The organism is Pseudomonas sp. Pseusp9 (assembly GCF_059491265.1).
Window position 1 is genome coordinate 3480176 of record NZ_CP168500.1, and the last position, 17410, is coordinate 3497585.

Annotated in this window: 12 protein-coding genes and 3 pseudogenes; 7 read left to right on the forward strand and 8 right to left on the reverse strand. The window is 51.6% G+C overall.

Going from position 1 to position 17410, the window contains the following annotated elements; genetic code table 11:
* Positions 1-101 precede the first annotated feature (101 nt).
* Both ACEN8E_RS15625 and ACEN8E_RS15630 read right to left on the reverse strand, forming a co-directional pair.
* On the reverse strand, positions 102-3731 hold the full coding sequence (locus tag ACEN8E_RS15625; RefSeq protein ID WP_495588859.1) for a transporter substrate-binding domain-containing protein: 3630 nt from the start codon (positions 3729-3731) through the stop codon (positions 102-104).
* A gap of 5 nt (positions 3732-3736) precedes the next feature.
* Positions 3737-4366 (reverse strand): response regulator, encoded by a 630-nt coding sequence (locus ACEN8E_RS15630; RefSeq protein WP_495588860.1) that lies wholly within the window; start codon positions 4364-4366, stop codon positions 3737-3739.
* Between the two features lie 655 nt (positions 4367-5021).
* Between ACEN8E_RS15630 and ACEN8E_RS15635 the strand changes: the two genes are divergently transcribed.
* Complete coding sequence (locus tag ACEN8E_RS15635; RefSeq protein ID WP_495588861.1) at positions 5022-5474, forward strand: response regulator; 453 nt, start codon at positions 5022-5024, stop codon at positions 5472-5474.
* Positions 5475-5560: 86 nt separating this feature from the next.
* Positions 5561-6829, forward strand: coding sequence for an EAL domain-containing response regulator (locus ACEN8E_RS15640; RefSeq protein WP_495588862.1), 1269 nt, complete (start codon positions 5561-5563; stop codon positions 6827-6829).
* 1028 nt (positions 6830-7857) lie between these two features.
* On the opposite strand, the pseudogene ACEN8E_RS15645 reads toward ACEN8E_RS15640, so the two are convergent.
* Positions 7858-9083, reverse strand: a pseudogene (locus ACEN8E_RS15645) (DEAD/DEAH box helicase); the annotation flags it as partial.
* Between the two features lie 174 nt (positions 9084-9257).
* On the opposite strand from ACEN8E_RS15645, the gene ACEN8E_RS15650 reads away from it, so the two are divergent.
* On the forward strand, positions 9258-10238 hold the full coding sequence (locus ACEN8E_RS15650; RefSeq protein WP_495588863.1) for an IS5 family transposase: 981 nt from the start codon (positions 9258-9260) through the stop codon (positions 10236-10238).
* Between the two features lie 730 nt (positions 10239-10968).
* Positions 10969-11388, forward strand: a complete 420-nt coding sequence (locus ACEN8E_RS15655) for a hypothetical protein (RefSeq protein ID WP_495588864.1) — start codon at positions 10969-10971, stop codon at positions 11386-11388.
* An 83-nt stretch (positions 11389-11471) separates the two neighbouring features.
* Here ACEN8E_RS15655 and ACEN8E_RS15660 read toward each other — a convergent pair.
* The 3 genes and pseudogenes from ACEN8E_RS15660 to ACEN8E_RS15670 all read right to left on the reverse strand — a co-directional run.
* A pseudogene (locus ACEN8E_RS15660) lies at positions 11472-11552 on the reverse strand (hypothetical protein); the annotation flags it as partial.
* An 11-nt stretch (positions 11553-11563) separates the two neighbouring features.
* Positions 11564-12124, reverse strand: a pseudogene (locus ACEN8E_RS15665) (amidohydrolase family protein); the annotation flags it as partial.
* A 56-nt stretch (positions 12125-12180) separates the two neighbouring features.
* Entirely contained in the window at positions 12181-12546 is a 366-nt protein-coding gene (locus tag ACEN8E_RS15670) for a histone-like nucleoid-structuring protein, MvaT/MvaU family (RefSeq protein WP_495588865.1), read from the reverse strand.
* 912 nt (positions 12547-13458) lie between these two features.
* Here ACEN8E_RS15670 and ACEN8E_RS15675 point away from each other — a divergent pair.
* The 3 genes from ACEN8E_RS15675 to ACEN8E_RS15685 all read left to right on the forward strand — a co-directional run bounded on the left by ACEN8E_RS15675 (position 13459) and on the right by ACEN8E_RS15685 (position 15753).
* Entirely contained in the window at positions 13459-13929 is a 471-nt protein-coding gene (locus ACEN8E_RS15675) for a hypothetical protein (RefSeq protein WP_495588866.1), read from the forward strand.
* Between the two features lie 324 nt (positions 13930-14253).
* Complete coding sequence (locus tag ACEN8E_RS15680; protein ID WP_495588867.1) at positions 14254-14889, forward strand: helix-turn-helix domain-containing protein; 636 nt, start codon at positions 14254-14256, stop codon at positions 14887-14889.
* 531 nt (positions 14890-15420) lie between these two features.
* On the forward strand, positions 15421-15753 hold the full coding sequence (locus ACEN8E_RS15685) for a hypothetical protein (RefSeq protein ID WP_495588868.1): 333 nt from the start codon (positions 15421-15423) through the stop codon (positions 15751-15753).
* 331 nt (positions 15754-16084) lie between these two features.
* On the opposite strand, the gene ACEN8E_RS15690 is transcribed toward ACEN8E_RS15685, so the two are convergent.
* Positions 16085-16492 (reverse strand): antitoxin Xre/MbcA/ParS toxin-binding domain-containing protein, encoded by a 408-nt coding sequence (locus ACEN8E_RS15690; protein WP_495588869.1) that lies wholly within the window; start codon positions 16490-16492, stop codon positions 16085-16087.
* Positions 16493-16893: 401 nt separating this feature from the next.
* Complete coding sequence (locus ACEN8E_RS15695; RefSeq protein WP_495588870.1) at positions 16894-17316, reverse strand: DUF6957 family protein; 423 nt, start codon at positions 17314-17316, stop codon at positions 16894-16896.
* Positions 17317-17410: the final 94 nt, after the last annotated feature.

The following is a 17410-nucleotide window of genomic DNA, read 5'->3' on the forward strand; positions in this document are numbered from 1 at the left end:
CCGCTGAACCGAAAGCGCAGGTGTCTAGCGTTACTGAGACGCTGCTATTGAGCGATCTTGCTCGGTGCCGTGACGCTAGCCATACCATCCACTCTCCTAACTCAGTCAACCAATTGTGTGGCAAGCATTACCTGCAGATCATCAAGCGCCAACCTCAAGGCCTGCGCCAGTGCCTGCAATTCCTGACTGGGCGCGGCGCTTTGATATTGCTCTCGGAACGCCTGACTAGCAGCGAGCAACGGTTGGGCCGCGATCAACTGCCCGGCGCCATTGAGCCGGTGGGCCAGCTTGTCCAACTCCGCCCAGTCTTTTTCATCAGTTAATTCGGCGAGTTGCATGGCATCCGCTACATTGGACCGATACAGCTCATCAAGAAGTCGCTTGTTCAGCTCAGGAATGCCACCAGTCACAACATCCAATGCTGCCAGATCGAATACCACCTCCTTTACCAAGGCAGGCACTACGGGCTCCAACTGTCGTTCAGCGAAAGATAAATCCTGCAAATAGTGGCGCAAGTCTTCCAAGCCAACGGGCTTGAACATACAGCCGTTCATGCCAACGTCGAGGCAACGTACACGCTCCTCTACCTGAGCATTGGCGGTTACACCGAGGATCAAACTGGGCTGCGCGCCCTCGTCCCGCTCGACTTGGCGGATTCGAACAGCTAGGTCGTAGCCATTCATTACAGGCATGTTGCAGTCAGTAATCACTAGGTCGAAAGTGCCGCTGCGCCACTTTTCCAATGCCTGCAGCCCATCTACCGCCTCATCTACCTGGTGGCCAAGGAAGATTAGCTGTTCCGACAGTAGCAATCGGTTGGCTGGGTGATCGTCTACCACCAGGACACGCAGTACTTGCAACAACTGAGCTTCGACCTGTGGCTCAACAATCGAGTGTTGCTCCAGCGCTGGCAAACTCGGTACTCTGAACCGCAATGTGACCGTGGTACCCTCGCCAAGTCGGCTGCGTAGACTCAACTCTCCCCCCATCAAATCCGACAAATGACGGCAGATGGTCAGCCCTAGTCCGGTCCCGCCCCGCTGTTGAGGCGTGATGCTCTGGACTTGGGTGAAGGGCTCAAATAGCGTGAGCTGATCGGACTCGGCAATGCCAACGCCACTGTCCTCTATCACCAGTTGAAGTGCCAGGCATCCATCACTGCGTGACATTGTCGTCAGCCGCACCGTTACCTGACCTCGATCAGTGAACTTGATCGCATTGCCGAGCAGATTGAAAAGAATCTGCTTAAAGCGCAGCGGGTCAATCAACACATCCACCGTTGCGCACTTGTCTATCTCAAGTACCAGCGATAGCTGCTTCTGCCGAGCAAGGCCGTCGAACACCTGTATCACCGAATCCATCAGTTCGCCCAAGTTGGCCCGCTTCGGCACCAGTGATAGCTTTCCTGACTCAATCTTGGCGACGTCAAGGATATCGCCAATCAAGGCTAACAGCGCATGCGCCGACTCGAACGCCACTTCGATCGGTTTGCGATCCCACTCCACCCGATCAGCCTTCCTCAGCGCAAGTTCCAACATGCCAATGACGGCGTTCATTGGAGTTCGAATTTCATGGCTCATGGTGGCGAGGAAGTCACTTTTTGCCCGATTGGCTTGATCAGCCTGTTCTTTGGCTTCCTGCAATGCGACTAGCAATCGACGATGCTCAGTGATGTCAATCCAGCCACAAATTAGACCGTCAAGCTCCCCTTTTGGTTTTTTGAAGGGAGCGGCCCAGTGGTAAATATCAAACGTTCTGAAACCCAAACGGACCTGCCTCTCGACAAAGACCGGCTTGCCATCCTCAACGATGCGCAGATAATCCTGATGAAGCGCCTTCGCCTGCTCCGGTTCGAGCCAGTCGCTGTCGATGAGTCGCTGGCCTACAACCTGCTCGCGGGTAAGGTGTATCTCGTCAAGATAGCTACGGTTGCACGTTAGTAGTCGACCTTGCAGATCGCGTACGCTGATCGCATTGGGAATCCCGTCAATCAGGGTACGCATGAAATTTAATTGATCATTCAAGGCTCGTTCAGCCTGTCGCCGTCGATGTTCCTTCTGCAGCAGGTACAAGATCCAGACAACGAAGATGCCAAGTAACAGCAGACCTGCAATTTTCAGTTTTCTATCACGGTTCTCATAGCCCGACCAAGTGCTCTCGGCCCCCTCGGAATTGGTGTGCCAGCGATCGACTATAGTGCCGATGTCATTCGGGGAAATGGACAATAGCGCCTTGTCGAGAATACTCCGGAGTTCTGGCTGATCACGCAGCACCGAAAACACATAAAGTGTCGGATCCTGGCCTACGGTCGCTGCAATGCGCAGGTTATTCTGGTAGTAACGATTGATCAGAAAACTGGCCGAAGCCATAGCATGCACGGCAGCATCCACCCGCCCATCCGCCACCATGGACAGCCCGTCAATGCCACTGTCAACGAACACCAGGTGAATCTGCGGATACTGCTCGCGCAAGAAATCGGTCTGCGAATGCTCTTTGGGAATAGCCAGCCTGAGTCCAGCCAAATCCTTGAGATCATAGATTTTATGGTTTGTTTTGCGTGTTACCACCACATCGCTACCGCTGTAAAAGGGCCGGGTAAAGCTCAGAAATTCGGCTCGTTCAGGCGTAGAAACCAGGGTCGCCGCCATATCCACTTCGCCGCTCTGTAACCACTCGAGCATTTCCGCCACTGAACGGCTCGGAACTACCTCGACTTCAAGGCCGGTCTTAATTCGCACCAATTCCAGCAAGTCCGCCACTACCCCACGAAAATGCTTCTCAGAGTCAAAGAAGGTCAGAGGGGCTAACGTTTCATCCACCACCATCCTTGCCGGACCGTGATGCATCAGCCACTTCTGCTCGTGCTCGGTAAGCACGTCTGCCAGTGAAAGACGGTCTGCGCTCTTCCAACGAACCAGAATGCCAGTACGCTCAGTTTCGGGAATAGCTTCCAGGACAGTTTCAAAGATTCGCTTCAGGCGCAGATCGTCGGCGCGGAAGACAAAACTGCTCCCCAGCCCTTCGATGCGGCTGAATTTACTCATAAGCAGATTGACGAGATAACCTTGATTGATGAGGTAGTGGGCACTCATCGCATCACCGATAAACATATCGGTTTGACTGAAGGCCACTGATTGCAAGGCCAGTCGCACTGAATTGAAGGTGTGCAATTGCGCGTTAGGGAAGAGTCGGTGCACGTCCTCTTCTGTGAGGTAGCCCCCGGACATGGCCAAGCGCAAGCCATTCAAGTCCTCACTGGGCGGGCGGCCCTGGGTCACGCGAGTTACCAACACAGGCTGATTAAGTGCGTAGGGTTTGGATAACGTGACGCCCGATTTGCTGGCATCATAATTGAACCCACTGCCCAACACATCGATGCTGCCACTGCGTAGAGCCTGCAAAGCACTTTCACGATCGGTGTAACGAGTAACACGGACCCCTAGGCCCAAGGTGCGGGCAATAATACCCAAATAATCTGCGGTCAACCCTTCGTAATCACGGCCGCCGGCGGAGATATTGAACGGCGGGTAGTCCGGTTCCGAGGTGCCGATTTTAAGTTCATGCTTGTCGCGCAGCCAATCCCTGTCATCGCTGGACAAGTGCACTGGTAAGGGCTCGATATTTGACCGTGCGAGCAGTTCCATGGGGGTTTCTTGAGAGACCTGAGCAGTAGCGCCCAACTGCAAAAGCAACAGGATCAGACCTACCAAGGCAGCAAACGCATGCATCATCCGCCTCACACCAGTGCATTGCGCTTTGCGAGTTCGCAAAGCTCCATCAATGAATGCACATTGAGCTTGAGTTGGAGGCGAGCTTTGTAGGTGCTTACAGTTTTGTTGCTGATCAGCAACTGCTCGGCAATCTCGATGTTGGTATAACCGTTCGCCAGACCCTGCAAAACCGCCAGTTCGCGATCGCTCAAGGTATCGATCAGTTCAGCCTCGCCAGGGATGACCGTTGGTCGCCGGGTTGAATGAAGCAGCACTTGGTTGGGAAAATAGTTATACCCCGAGAGTACGGCATGCGCAGCCGCCAATAGTTCGGACAGATCGCCTTCCTTACATACAAAGCCGGCCGCTCCAGCTTGCATGCAGCGAACAGCATACCGCTCTGAGCTCTGACCGGTCAGTACCAGTACCTTGAGCGCAGTGGGTAGGCTATGCAGACGCGTGATCACCTCCAGCCCATCGAGCCTAGGGATACCTATATCCAAGATCACCAGATCTGGCTGCTGCTCACGGACAAGCGCGATTGCGTCCACACCATTGCCCGTCTCGCCCACTACCTGATAATTCCCACGTTCCAACATCATGCGTACGGCCAAGCGTATCATCGGGTGATCGTCAACGATCAAAACCTTTTTCATGCGATCACACCCTTTTTTGCATCAGCATCGTGTCATTCTCGTTCAGCCGCTTGCTCACAGTTGGTTCTCCTTCCGGCTAAAGGAAATCGAAGATAACCTGTCAGAAAATTCCGACACACTCTCCGTGACTAGCAATCAAACGAATAAGACCGTTCCTACATAACATTAGGACCGTTCCTACAAAGCCACAATATTAGACCTCCGTTCACAAAGTGTGCATTGGGCGGCACGCACCGAAGAAATCTCTGTCAATAGACTAATCCGCTATTAATAGAAAAAAACTCCAATCATAAATCAACAAAAACGCCTTTTAATCGGCATCCGCTGACAGGATTCAGAAGAATTCGTCAGGCCATTCTGGAGTGCACTCGAATCTAAACTGCAACAGCGCCTGCTACCCCTGGATAGCGCGCGAATGTATGCACCGCCATGGCTTTATTGACTGGCCTCATCAATGACGCGTGGCGAGCCACCTCTATAAACAGACCATTCCTACGCGCAAAAAGGCAGCGTCCTACATCCAACCTGTTGCCCCGAGCTCAGACTATGTCGCATTGACCTTTCCCAAAGGTGCAGCCTCAATCACCTCGACAACGGCCCGGTGGATTGTGCTGCGCTTCAGCAGGAGTAAGGGGGATATTTGGAAACCAGTCATATGCTCAACTCTGTACGAATCTTGGTGGTGGAAGACCACCCTTTCCAGCTGGTTGCGATACAGATATTGCTGAATCAGCTGGGTTATTACCACCTAGCCGAGGCGCTGGACGCCAAGACTGCGTTACAAACCATGATGGACTCGCCCGCTGCATTCGATCTGCTGCTATGCAATCAAAATCTCCCCGATATGCCCGGAATAAACCTAATCGAATGGGCCTGCAACAACGGCAAGGCATCAGCTGCCGTACTGTTCAGTGGCGTTACTGAGGCCGAACTGGCAACCCTCAGAAATGAAACCAAAATCAGGGTGCCGTCAGTACTGGCATGTTTGAGCAAACCCATCGATGGAGGAAAGCTCAAGCAGCTGATATCTCGACACTTTCTGGCCCCGAAATCGGAAACTGTCAAATTTGATCCGGTTATTGGCATTGAACAGAAAGAAAGTTCCTAGGAGGGCATGAACTGCGTGCAGCGGTGGCCAAATTCTTCTGCCCTTACTAAAAGCGCATAACATTTAGCGCTCATTTGGAGAACGCGATGTACCCTGTTAGCGTTTTGATACTCGAAGATCATCCCGTCCAGCGCACGCTAGCTGCGCAACTATTACAGGGGATTGTGAACGGCCCCGTTCTACAAGCTTCAGAGGGTAAACAAGCGCTGGAGCAACTCGCTGTACACGGTGCTGTGGATGTTCTGATGTGCGATATTCGAATGCCTGGAATGGACGGCCTAGGCTTTCTTCATGCCGTCAGTGAACGTCGCTTGGCCCGGTCAGTAATCATCTGCAGTGATATTTCCCCTGAACTACGACACTCAGTGGCGCAGATGGTTGGCTTGCTCAACCTGCAGCTTTTGGGTGACCTGGATAAGCCACTTAACCGTTTCAAACTGGCGGCCCTCCTAGACAAGTGTAACGGCCACGACCAGCAGTCCGCCAACGCTGTAATCGAGCCGTTCGAACAACCCACACAGCAAGCAGTGCAACAAGCACTGGCAGACGGGCAATTTGAGGCGCACTACCAACCTAAACTGGATCTGATTAGCGAACTCCCGGTTGGCGCCGAGGTACTCGTCCGCTGGCGCCACTCACAGCGGGGTTTGCTCGGACCGCAGCATTTCTTGCCTGCAGTACAAGGCTTTGGAATGCTTGACCAGCTATTCGAACAGTTGCTGGACCAAGGCCTGACCTTGGCCGGTCGATTGCGCGCGAACGGACGGCCTTTGCCCTTGGCCTTTAACCTGGATACAGAACAACTCAGCGACCCAAAACTCTGCACGAAGTTAGCCAAGCTTCTCAAACGCCATCAACTACCCGGCTCGGATCTGACCATTGAAGTCACTGAAAGCAATATTTTGCGCGTCCCAGCCACCAGCCTGGAAAACCTGATACGGATGCGCTTGATGGGCTGCAGCGTTTCGGTGGATGACTTCGGTACTGGATACTCTTCACTAAAGCGTCTGTGCGAGATGCCTTGCACCGAACTCAAGCTTGATGCCAGCTTCATTCGGTCAATGCTTAAGAGTCCGCAATACCGCGCGGCAGTAGCCAGCACCCTGGCCTTCGCCGACACACTCAACTTGAGTGTCGTGGCCGAAGGCATTGAAACCGTTGAGCAACTGGAACTGTTGCGTAGCATGGGCTGCACGCGTGGGCAAGGCTACCTGTTTTCTCGACCTTTGGGAGGAGAACAATTGCTCGCGTGGTTGAAACAGACAAATTCCAAGACTGCAAATACCCCCTCAACCTTGGAAAGCTGTATCAGTGGTGCGCACGGAAAAAGGCTAGCGCTCAACGGTACTTGGTGAACGATTCCTTCTTCACCAGTGGGGTGCTTAGTGCCGCTCGCCGCCCTGTATTCATCCTTTATACATCCCTGAGGAGGCACCGATCATGCTGCACGCGAGGTCGTAGACACAAATAAGGTTGTGGACTTCTCGACTATGGACGCCCCCATCGACCTATTCGCAAAGCGCGATTGGCACATCATTGGCTCAGGAACTCTCAACGACTCACGGTTTCTCTGGGCAAAACCTTCTCTGACGGCCACTGACTCGGCCTCATGCCGGGTCCCCAGCGCCAAAGTTGCTTCACTCCCCCCATGTGTCGACACCCGAGAGCCTGGTCCCATCACCAACAGAATCAAGGAAAAAAACCAATGCGATCACCGAGGGAAAATTTAGAGAAAGCCTACACAAATTGGCTCATAGCCTATCGCGTAACTCAGACACTTCTCATATTCCACATGGCTATCTTTTTCGCAAACTTCTTTACCGAATGGAAATCAGCCTACCAATTCTTATATGGCGAAACCATTTGGCCAGCAATAGTTATCGCGCAAACGCTTTCGTTGTTTCTGTCCAAAGCATTTGGCACCGCGCACGTTTACTATTCGCTTCTGGCCGAAAACGTCAGCCGACCTTAGTGAGAGTTGCATGCACACTTGGGTACTGATTTTGACGCTCATCGGAGTGAATTCTGTTGGGGTCGCAGTGGACCACATACCTAGCTTCGCAAACCAAGAGGAATGCGAGAAAGCTGCGCAAAAATGGAAGGCTAGTTTTGAACGATTGACTGGTTCGCAATACGCAATTTGCGTGGAACAGTCTGCTACAGCAACCAACCAAAAGCAGAACAGATTGGCCTCTCGCACACCCTGGCCTTGATTGGGACCTGATGAATAGTTGAAGGCTTTTTTGTTGCAGCGGTTTACAAAGTGTCGCATCTATTTCATAAACGAGCTTTTGGAGACCGGCGTTGTCGCCCGCTTGGTCAATTCACAGGGAAGCCGAAGCCGAGCTTTTCCAAGCACAGCTTCGTTGATGCACCCATGCGCTCAATACACACTCAGAAGCTGAGTTCGGTAGTGCTGCGATAAGTTGAGTTCATACAATGCGGGCTCAGATGAGCCGAGAATCGATATTGCGTGATCGCTCCCCATTCGAGAAAAGGCGCCGCCCTTTGAACTTCCTAAAATGGCGATTTCAATGGCGCTAGGATCTTCAGGACCGTCGTCAATCTCGTCGTCGCACTCAAACTCCGAAGCTCGCACGACACTCAATACGGCATGATCATCGGGCAGATCATCGGCCAAGCGCTCCGAGTACTGCTGGAGCGCTGGTTCCGCGAGAACATATAGCCAAGCTTTTTCATCCGCATCACTTGAGCGCCTGAGGATTCTGCCCAACACCTGGCGATAGTGCAGTTCGGTGCGTATACGACTTAGATGACAACAAACCTGCAGCCTGGGTATGTCCGTCCCCTCGCTGATCATGCCAACCGCAATAATCCAGGTGCAGCCACCACGTCGAAAATCATCGATGAATGCTGCGCGTTTGGCGTCTTATTGGTCACGACCTGACAAACCTCTCCCTGGGCACGCATAAGGCCAGCTATGCGATGAGCGTGCTCAATGTTTGTCGCAACCACCAGGCCGCCGGCTTCCGGATGTCGCTCACGGATATCGCGGAGTTTTGTACACCCTAACAACAGAATCTGCCGCAAGATATCGTCATGAAACAGCAGATCTTCATAAGACACAGGTGACTCAGAAAGAAGCTTGGCAATACTCGGATACGTCGTGACGGTGCCTTCTGTGGATAGCGTTTCAGTTAACCTCACCATGTTGTTATCCAACACGACTATGCGCGGCGACGGACATACGCCGTCAGCGATTGCCTCCTGCAAGCCATATCGGTAATCACAGATCAACACCCCATCTGGCTGAGAATATCGAGCAAGCGCGATGGCTTTCTGGTCAGACCTCCAAGGTGTCCCCGAGAGGGCAAGAGTGAAAGTGGCGCGATCTTGAATCCTTTGAACAATCTGTTGACCCCATGCATTGCTTAACAGCAAGTCATGGCCGGCGCAGTGATGGATTTCATCAAAAACTGCTAACACCCTATAGTCGTCGAACAGCTTCCAGAACGCTGCGTCTCGATACTCCATTCCTTGGTACGTGCAAGCAGCACCGACGGCACCTATCAATCCATCCAAGCGCTTCCCTAAAACGGCGGAGAAAGTTCTCTGAAATCCATCCATTGTTTGCCGTGATGGAGCAAAACTATAGTGGTCAACTAGTCCCGGACACGACATTAAGTTTTTTCTCGGACTTAGCTGGCGCCTTACCACGCTCTGCCTGACGGCTAAATTTTTACCCTAGCGACAATTAGGGAAACCCCGAACAAGTCCTCAGATGTGCTGAAATACAGCTTCATCACCCGACCCGAGCCACGCATGAGCCAGATGAGCTTTTCCGACTTTGAATACGCCGGCAAGCGCAAGCAAACCCGTCGTGAACGCTTCCTTGCCGAAATGGATCAGGTGGTGCCCTGGAGTGGTTTGCTGGGGTTGATCGAGCCGTATTACCCGAAGGCGGGTGGTGGCCGTAAACCGTATCCGCTGGAGACCATGTTGCGCATCCATCTGCTGCAAAACTGGTTCTCGCTGAGCGACCCGGCCATGGAAGAAGCGCTTTATGAAATCACGCCCATGCGTCAGTTCGCCCGTCTTACATTAAGCGCGCCGATCCCTGAAGACACCACGATCATGAACTTCCTGCACTTGCTGGAGAAGCATAAATTGGCGCCTGCGATCCTGGCTGTCATCAACGGTTATTTGCAGGAAAAAGGTCTGTCCCTGCGCCAGGGCACCATCGTCGATGCGACAATTATTCATGCTCCCAGTTCAACCAAGAACGAGAAAGGCAAGCGTGATCCTGAGATGCATCAGACCAAAAAAGGTAAACAATACTACTTTGGAATGAAGGCCCATATCGGCGCCGATGTGGAGTCAGGGCTGGTTCACCACGTCCACGGCACAGCCGCGAATGTGGCCGATGTCACGCAGGTTGCCGAACTGTTGCATGGCGATGAAAACGCGTTCTATGCAGACGCCGGTTACACCGGCGTCGAGAAGCGTGATGAGCACGTAAATCGTGAAGTGATCTGGCAGATCGCGGCGCGACGTAGCACTTATTCACGACTGAATAAACGCAGTCGGCTCTACAAGGCCAAACGCAAAATCGAGTACTGCAAAGCCCAGACGCGAGCCAAGGTCGAACATCCATTTCGGGTGATCAAGCGCCAGTTTGGTTATGTGAAAGTGCGCTTTCGTGGGCTGATGAAAAATACTGCACAACTGACCACCCTGTTTGCTCTATCGAACCTTTGGATGGCTCGAAAACAGCTGATGGGTATGGGCGAGCTGCGCGTGTAACGCGGAGAACGGGGCTGAAAAGCCCGACGACGCTGTGCGGGCGGGGCTTTCTGCGCTAAGCAACGCTGAAAGTCGTTTTCGTTTCGACTAACAGCACGCTCAGCGCGAGTTGATCGGAGTTTCCCCAGGGATGCTTACGAAATAACTATCGACGAGCTGCGCGATGCTGCTCCAGAAACGAAGTTTGAAGGAAGCGATGGCTAGCCTTTCGTGATCGTACTTGATCAGCACATCCCGCAGCCATGAAGGATGAGGTTTGAAGCCGCATCCGCGCTATCAACACGCTTGACCCAAGGAAGCTACGCGAGTGAAAAGAAGCGTTTACTGGAGGCTACGGAGGCTCTTGGAAAGGCCCTGATCGAGGACCTTCGCTAGGATGGTGCTGAACAACGCTGAATGGTGGTGTGCAGGTATACCTTTCCAGTACACGACAAGATGGGCACGAAAGTGTTAACTCACCATTAAGCTCATGCCCAACCGACAAGGCGAATTCCAAAAATTATATTTCCTTACAACAAATATAAGGCATCTTAGATAAATTTTCCGGCGAGCTTCCGAATAACACTACAGACTCAAAAAAAAGATAGGTCGATGCCGGACAACATTCGCATTCTAAAAAAAAGTAAAAATCAAACACTGAAAAATGTTTACTCATACGAAAAACTCTTGCTAAGCTAGCAATAGCTTCCTCAATATTAGCCGAACTCCACATACAAAAAATGGTGACAAAATGCTTTACATAAACAAAGTGAAAAATAACAACCTCGCTCTTATATCATGCCAACTGAGAGACTCCTCAACTGACCAAATGCTAAGTCTGAAGCCGGCTCTAGGCATTGGTTGGATTTTAGGAGCTTTAGGAAAATCAATCGCCACCGCCAATAGGCCTGGACACTCACTTAAAAAAACAGACATTCTTCTCAACGCCATAAGGCTCTATGTTTCCGATTTCTCTGAAGAGGAGTTTAATAGCCTCGTGGAATGTAGCAATCTAACGGACAGAATAATTTTTATAAGCAAACGCCTTGCAGACTTTGCTACACCCCCTGACGACTCCAAAATCATATCAAAACAAATTAATGATGGCTGGCTGGCCTTTCAAAAGCTTGGAGACCATCCTACACCTTATAATTTTTTGGGGATTTCATAAACAAATACGAAGTCGACCTAAGCAGAGCCATAACCCATAGGGTTAGATTAGTCGCAGGATAACGACGAGCTGTACTCAGCTCTCTATTCCTTCAGCGTTTTGTGATTGCCGCCTTTGGCTTCGACGACTTCGCCATTGTGCGGAACTTGGCAGCCCTTTACTTTATCGACTGGAATCAACAGCTCACAGCCAGATGAAATCCGAATAACTCTCTAGGCGCTTCCACTAGCAACGACCGCATAATCTGAGTCGGACACTCCAACTCTTCAAGCTGCTCTACTACTGTACTGAAGCTAATGCTCTCTTCATGCTGGGTATGCGGCCAATCACTGCCCCACACCAAACGGCGAAGACCGAAACTCTGTACCAGTAGTGGTAATGCCACTCGAGCAAACTTCAGGTTCTGTTGCGGCGTACTTGCAAGCCGATAGATACCGGAAATCTTCATCCATACCTGCCCACTCAGCTCCAGTTCCAGCAACTCGGAAAAGCCCGGCTGGTCGACTCCCAACCTGGCATCTGGGCGGCCGAAATGGTCAATAACCAGCTTGATGCCGAACGGCATCAATTGATTAATCAGTGCCGGCAAATCCTCCACGTGGCGATGCAACTCGACATGCCAGTCCAGTTCAGCGATGTGGCCAAAGAAGTCTTTCCAAGCAGCATCGCGAAAGTCAGGCAAGGCTTTCCCCATCAGGTTCAAGCGAACGCCAACCACGCCGTGAAGAACAATCGCCTCTCTCAAATGAGATACAAGGAGGCCCTCGGAGGGCCATTGTACTCAAACCAAAATCACTTGGTCAGCCAAGACTCGACTTTGTCGGAGCCATACTTCGCTTTCCATTCTTTTAAAGTTTTGTGGTTACCACCTTTGGTTTCGACGACTTCGCCAGATTCTGGATTTTTGTAAACCTTCACCTGGCGCGACTTGCGGGACGTCGCTTTCGATTCGTTCACCGATGCACGGAGGCCAGTTTGCGGGTCAAGCAGGTTGATCACGTCTCTCAGGCTGAATCTGTATTCAGCCAGCAGAGCACGCAGCTTGCTTTCAAACTCCATTTCCTTCTTCAGGCCAGAATCGGTTTTCATCGACTCAAGCTCCGCCAGCTGGGCGGCCAGTTGTTGTTCAAGTTTGCGGTATTCAGCCAGACGAGACATCGGTGATTTCCTTCAATTTTGATAACGCATAGCGTAGGGACACATAATAGATCGTTTTACAGCCCCAAATCTCTGTGGAGCTGGTCTTCTTGGATCTCCTCAGTTGCATGCCCACCCTTCACCAGATACCACTGTAGCTGACAGCGTAGGTGGTCTTTGAGTCGTGACCTCAGTTCAAGGTAACCAGGAACATCGATACTGGATTCAGGATGAAGCCCTCGTTGCCGCAGCACTGCACGCAGTACCTGAACACCAAGCGGGCCAATGTCGGTAGCATGCAATCGCACTAGAGGATCAAATCCCGGGTGCCTCTTGAAGCTATTCACGATTCGCAGAATTAATGCTTCAAACGTTTTGGCATCGCATGTTTGCTGAACCGATAGCCACACTTTAGATTCGAGTTCGCTGTGCATTCACACCTCACACCTCCTCTTCGCCCACTAGGAGCGCCCATCCAGATGTTGTCCGGCATGGGTATTTTTTTCAAAAAAACGCTAGTTGTTTGAAATCAAACCTGAAAGCAGCGGCTTACGCCGCACAGAGGCGATTTTGCTATGCCCATATGGCAGTCATACCTCGGCGTCCGCAGGATAAATTACAAGAAAAGGCCAAGAGCAGAAGCACTGCAAAAAGCAGAAACCAACGCCGTTTACTCAGCAGGATCGGCGGTAAGTGGGGTTCCGAGATCGATGCTTTTTTGTTGCTCTCAAATATAAAGATCCGCTGCTGAAAAAATTTTTCAAGGGGCCTTCTGAAAAATATTTTTCTTGACACAGTCCAACTGTAATTCACGACTACCCCCTATTCGTTTTTCTTGAAGAATGAGCAGTGAGCGCATTCAGATGTAAACATCCAACAACGTACAATTGCGTACGCTGCTGGAAACGCCTAGGTCGTCCAGGAAATTGGTGGATGAACTTGAGTCCAATCCTGCCGATAAGCGTTAGCGCGGAATCTGAAGGTATTAAGGAAGCACTGATGGCGGTCGACTTGAAAGGGCTGTGGCAGCGCGAGCGCGCAAGGCGCGCGGCTTTGTGGGGTCTGGAGGGCTTGCGGCCTGGTGATGAACGCGCAAAACCTCACCTGAACATTCTTGATGAAATCGATCGGCAAGATCTCGAACAACCTTTTGGGGCGGCTCAGTTTATGACGATTGAGGAGTTGAGAGATTCTGTGCCAGAAACGCCGTACGAAAGCTGCGATGGCCACCATTTCGTGATCGTTCTAGACCAGCACATACCTGAAGTTTGGCGAACGAGATTCGAAGCAGCCAATGCACTCTCCGAACGTTTTTCGGAAGGAAGTTATGCGCATGATTGGCGCCGATTTTTGAGGGTTTGGATTCGAGACATGGAGCATCTGGAGGCTCACCGTCTCTCATGACCATCCTCCTGGTTCGCGATGGCGGCTATGCTTGCTTAAGTATTTCGTCAGATGCTCTGCCCCTATTGCTTTACGCTAGGCAAACGCGTCGGTTGTGGTAGCTACCGGTACACGCCAAACAGGTTGAAATTCGGAGGCATCGCGCCGTGAGACGAGTCCTGTCTTCGCTGATCGCAACGATAGGCGAAATTGGACATTTGAAGAGCTTGAAGAGCCGAGCTAGTTGCTTAAAGGCACGAATGAACAGCCGCTGTGGCGCATAGTTAGTTTCTGACTCAAGCCAAAACCCCAGCCTGGCACAAGCCGTTTGGTTGAGGTGTTGAAGTGTCCCAGCCATCAGTGCCGGGGCTTTTCGTTGTATTTTTACAAAGCGCTGAGAAGGCGATGTGCACTCAGTCAGCGCATTTTAATGCGCCGCCACCAATCATTGATCATGTATTAGTGCATTATAATGCGCTGCGCTTTGATTTGTTATGTACCGTCCAAGTGTTCGTTGATGGCACTTGGCAAGATATTTATAGTTCCCAACGCGAAGAGCAATCCTATCAACAATCTGGATACTCGCTTGAAGGAATGAGGGTGGATATGAAGGAGATGACCTTAGAAGAGCGTAAGGCCTACATTCAAGCAGTGGCCGATGAGGTCGCCCAAGGGAAACTGACGCTTGGTGGCGCCGTTAAGCGTCTTCGTGAAAATCTTCTGGGTGTGAGCCAAGAGCGGTTCGCGCTGGCCAGCAAAATTTCAAAGCGGGCTCTGTCGCAGCTGGAGGTCGATAGCGGCAATCCGACTCTCGCGACCCTGGAAGCTGTATTCAAGAAATTCGGCCTTCAGATAAGCCTCACTCACCTTAATCCGGTAGAACTCAACGAAGCAGCGGCCAGGAAAAGCAAGGTTGGCTTTGGCATTGCCACAGCTACTACAACGCGGCCTCCCTTCCCTTCTCCAAGCAAGCCGACTTAGGCGCGCTAGCCACCGGCTTGCGTGGGAAAGCCTCATGGCCATCAGATAAGTCTGGAAACGTCTCATTAGGCCCGTTCAAACCGCTCGCCTGAGCATCCATCAATCCGACTTCGGATACGTGAAGTCGAGTGGGCCAATCAACCCTAGCTACACGCCTGCGTGCTTTAGCGTTCTGCGCCTAACCACAAAGTTGAATTACAGCTCGGTGCAGATTCAACGAGAGAACGTCCATCAATGCCCTCGTAGGCTTTGACTGAGAAAGAGTTACCGCGCTCATGAAGAAAAATCAGGTGCCTTCTTCATTTGTGTGAGGACACCAGTGAGACACTACTACGTTTCCCGCCCATAGTTTGAAAATACTGCATTCTTATTAGTTCTAGTACGCCCCACTTCTTGACATTGTCAAAAGGGCAATTAGCACTGTTCGCTCTTCACGGCCGGCCAACATTTACTAAAAAACCACGAACAAGATAGTTGCAACCCTGCTTGCTCCAATTTTACAATTATCTCATAACAAAAAAGGAGATGATCATGAATTACAAATCAGCAGAATATATCAAGCAATACAATGAGGAGCTGGGCAAAGATACCCACTGGGAAGTTGAGCTCTGCGATGATGAGGAACATGAAGATTTCTACAAGATTTATCATTTGAACACTCACCCATCGGATCCAGGCAAAGCCGTTTTAATTGGGTATATTTCTATCAAGACACCCGTTGAAGCGCTGATCAGTATCGAGTCGCTGTGCCATGATTACTTCAATTGTGGACAAATGGTGGGCATCAGATCCCATGTCAATTTCCTAATGGGTCATCAAGACACGCTGTTTGCAGACAAGGGCGACGGTGGGCACGGGAATTGACTAAAGCTTAGTCTTGTAAGCGATGGTTGGAGCGCCCAGTTGCATTGCGACCTCGACTTCACTACGAGCCAGCTAGCTCTAGTTTGGCGAAGACCAAAGGCTCGTATGCATCATTCGTCATCGAGTACGAGCGGTGCGTTCAGATCAACGTCTACATCACCGACGAGCGAGGTGATGCGGGGATCAACTCCCAGCTCAACGGCTGCAACCGTTCGGGCCGGTGCAAAATGTCAGCCGTCAAGAAATCCAGCATCTGGACTACCACACTATCTTCTTTCAAGGGTTCCCCCCTTCCAATGCCGTGTTCCTTCCCCCGAAAAAAGGAAACCATTCACGTGGGGATTCCGTGCTCAAGTCGACCGATTAGATCAATCACGGCGCTCGACCCCTCCTCCGTAATGAGCATTTCCAAAGGAGTCTTCGAGTTAAAACAGCGCAGTGGCGAGCGTAAGAACGCCTTGGCTCCCTGGACATCGCCTTCGAACAGTTCGCAGGACGCCTGTAGAGCCACAATCAATCCATACAGTCGCCTGCTCTCGCACATAGAAAAACCTACAGTCGTAGCGTTCGACAAGATTTCGGATGAAATCCCCATGCGCTTACCCAGCATCCCTTCATCCATACCCAACATCCCGACTTGAGATTGGAATGAGGAAAAAGGCATACGCCGCCGAACGACATCGTGAAGTTCAATGCCTGGAGAAGGCCTATTCACAATGACCCAAATGTCGGTACTCATGGGTACAGCAGGGAGTTGTCCGCGTGTTCATGCGCAGTCACCTGAGGGTGACCCATTAACATGATCGAGGCATCGTACGCGGAGCCAGTCCTCCCCTCCTAGCATCCCGGCCCGGCCACAGACCTCGCAGATCGACAACGACCTTTCTTCTGCGCGAGCGACCAACTCACGGCACGTCGCATCACCACCTGAGTAATAAAACCGCAACCCCCCGAATTTTTCCTTCACCTGACGCGCCCGCACTTGAGGCACTTCAGGGTGAGCTTTTAGATAGGTTTTCAGCGTGCCACACAGCTCATCTATTAGATCCAACCACCCTGGCAAACACGCAATTTCGCGAAGCGGCGCATTGGAAAAGAATTCCGGATAGCGATCACGCAAGGTCGGAAACAGATCGTCAGTCAAAGGATTTTAGTGCTCTGCAGTGCGAGTATCTGAACAGCGGGCAAGCTCACGTGTTTGCGCGCGCCTCGGCCGGCCAAGATGAAAATCGTGGTTTTGCTTTCAAAAATGCAGCCGTCGAAGTCACTTTGGTAACCGCTCAGGATGCTGTCACCAGGCGAATGTCTGTTCTGGCTGTCGAACACTGCCGCTTGGGCATACAAGACACTCGCATCAAGGCCCTCTGCTTTGATTGCCTGCTCAATAGATTCCGGAAGCATGACATCCAAAACCAGCCAGTGTCGGACGACGCAGAACGGTTTGTCTTTAAAGGTATCAGCGGCTAGCTCGACCAACGCATCATCGCCAAGTTTTGAGCCCCCTAGGGGGTGTGCTGGCCCATACAGTAAATCTCCCAGCAACTCGTCGTCTGTAACACTCATTCTCGTCATTCCGCTAACCTGCTCTCCTCCGCGATCACCAAGCTAAGAATCATTTTCTTGATCCCGTCGTCACCTGGATAACCCGGAAGTTTTT

Bases quoted from the DNA above. Each gene is read 5' to 3' on its own strand.
- ACEN8E_RS15625 (WP_495588859.1), bottom strand. From the start codon at position 3,731: ATGATGCATGCGTTTGCTGCCTTGGTAGGTCTGATCCTGTTGCTTTTG.
- ACEN8E_RS15630 (WP_495588860.1), bottom strand. From the start codon at position 4,366: ATGAAAAAGGTTTTGATCGTTGACGATCACCCGATGATACGCTTGGCC.
- ACEN8E_RS15635 (WP_495588861.1), top strand. From the start codon at position 5,022: ATGCTCAACTCTGTACGAATCTTGGTGGTGGAAGACCACCCTTTCCAG.
- ACEN8E_RS15640 (WP_495588862.1), top strand. From the start codon at position 5,561: ATGTACCCTGTTAGCGTTTTGATACTCGAAGATCATCCCGTCCAGCGC.
- ACEN8E_RS15650 (WP_495588863.1), top strand. From the start codon at position 9,258: ATGAGCCAGATGAGCTTTTCCGACTTTGAATACGCCGGCAAGCGCAAG.
- ACEN8E_RS15655 (WP_495588864.1), top strand. From the start codon at position 10,969: ATGCTTTACATAAACAAAGTGAAAAATAACAACCTCGCTCTTATATCA.
- ACEN8E_RS15670 (WP_495588865.1), bottom strand. From the start codon at position 12,546: ATGTCTCGTCTGGCTGAATACCGCAAACTTGAACAACAACTGGCCGCC.
- ACEN8E_RS15675 (WP_495588866.1), top strand. From the start codon at position 13,459: ATGAACTTGAGTCCAATCCTGCCGATAAGCGTTAGCGCGGAATCTGAA.
- ACEN8E_RS15685 (WP_495588868.1), top strand. From the start codon at position 15,421: ATGAATTACAAATCAGCAGAATATATCAAGCAATACAATGAGGAGCTG.
- ACEN8E_RS15690 (WP_495588869.1), bottom strand. From the start codon at position 16,492: ATGAGTACCGACATTTGGGTCATTGTGAATAGGCCTTCTCCAGGCATT.
- ACEN8E_RS15695 (WP_495588870.1), bottom strand. From the start codon at position 17,316: ATGAGTGTTACAGACGACGAGTTGCTGGGAGATTTACTGTATGGGCCA.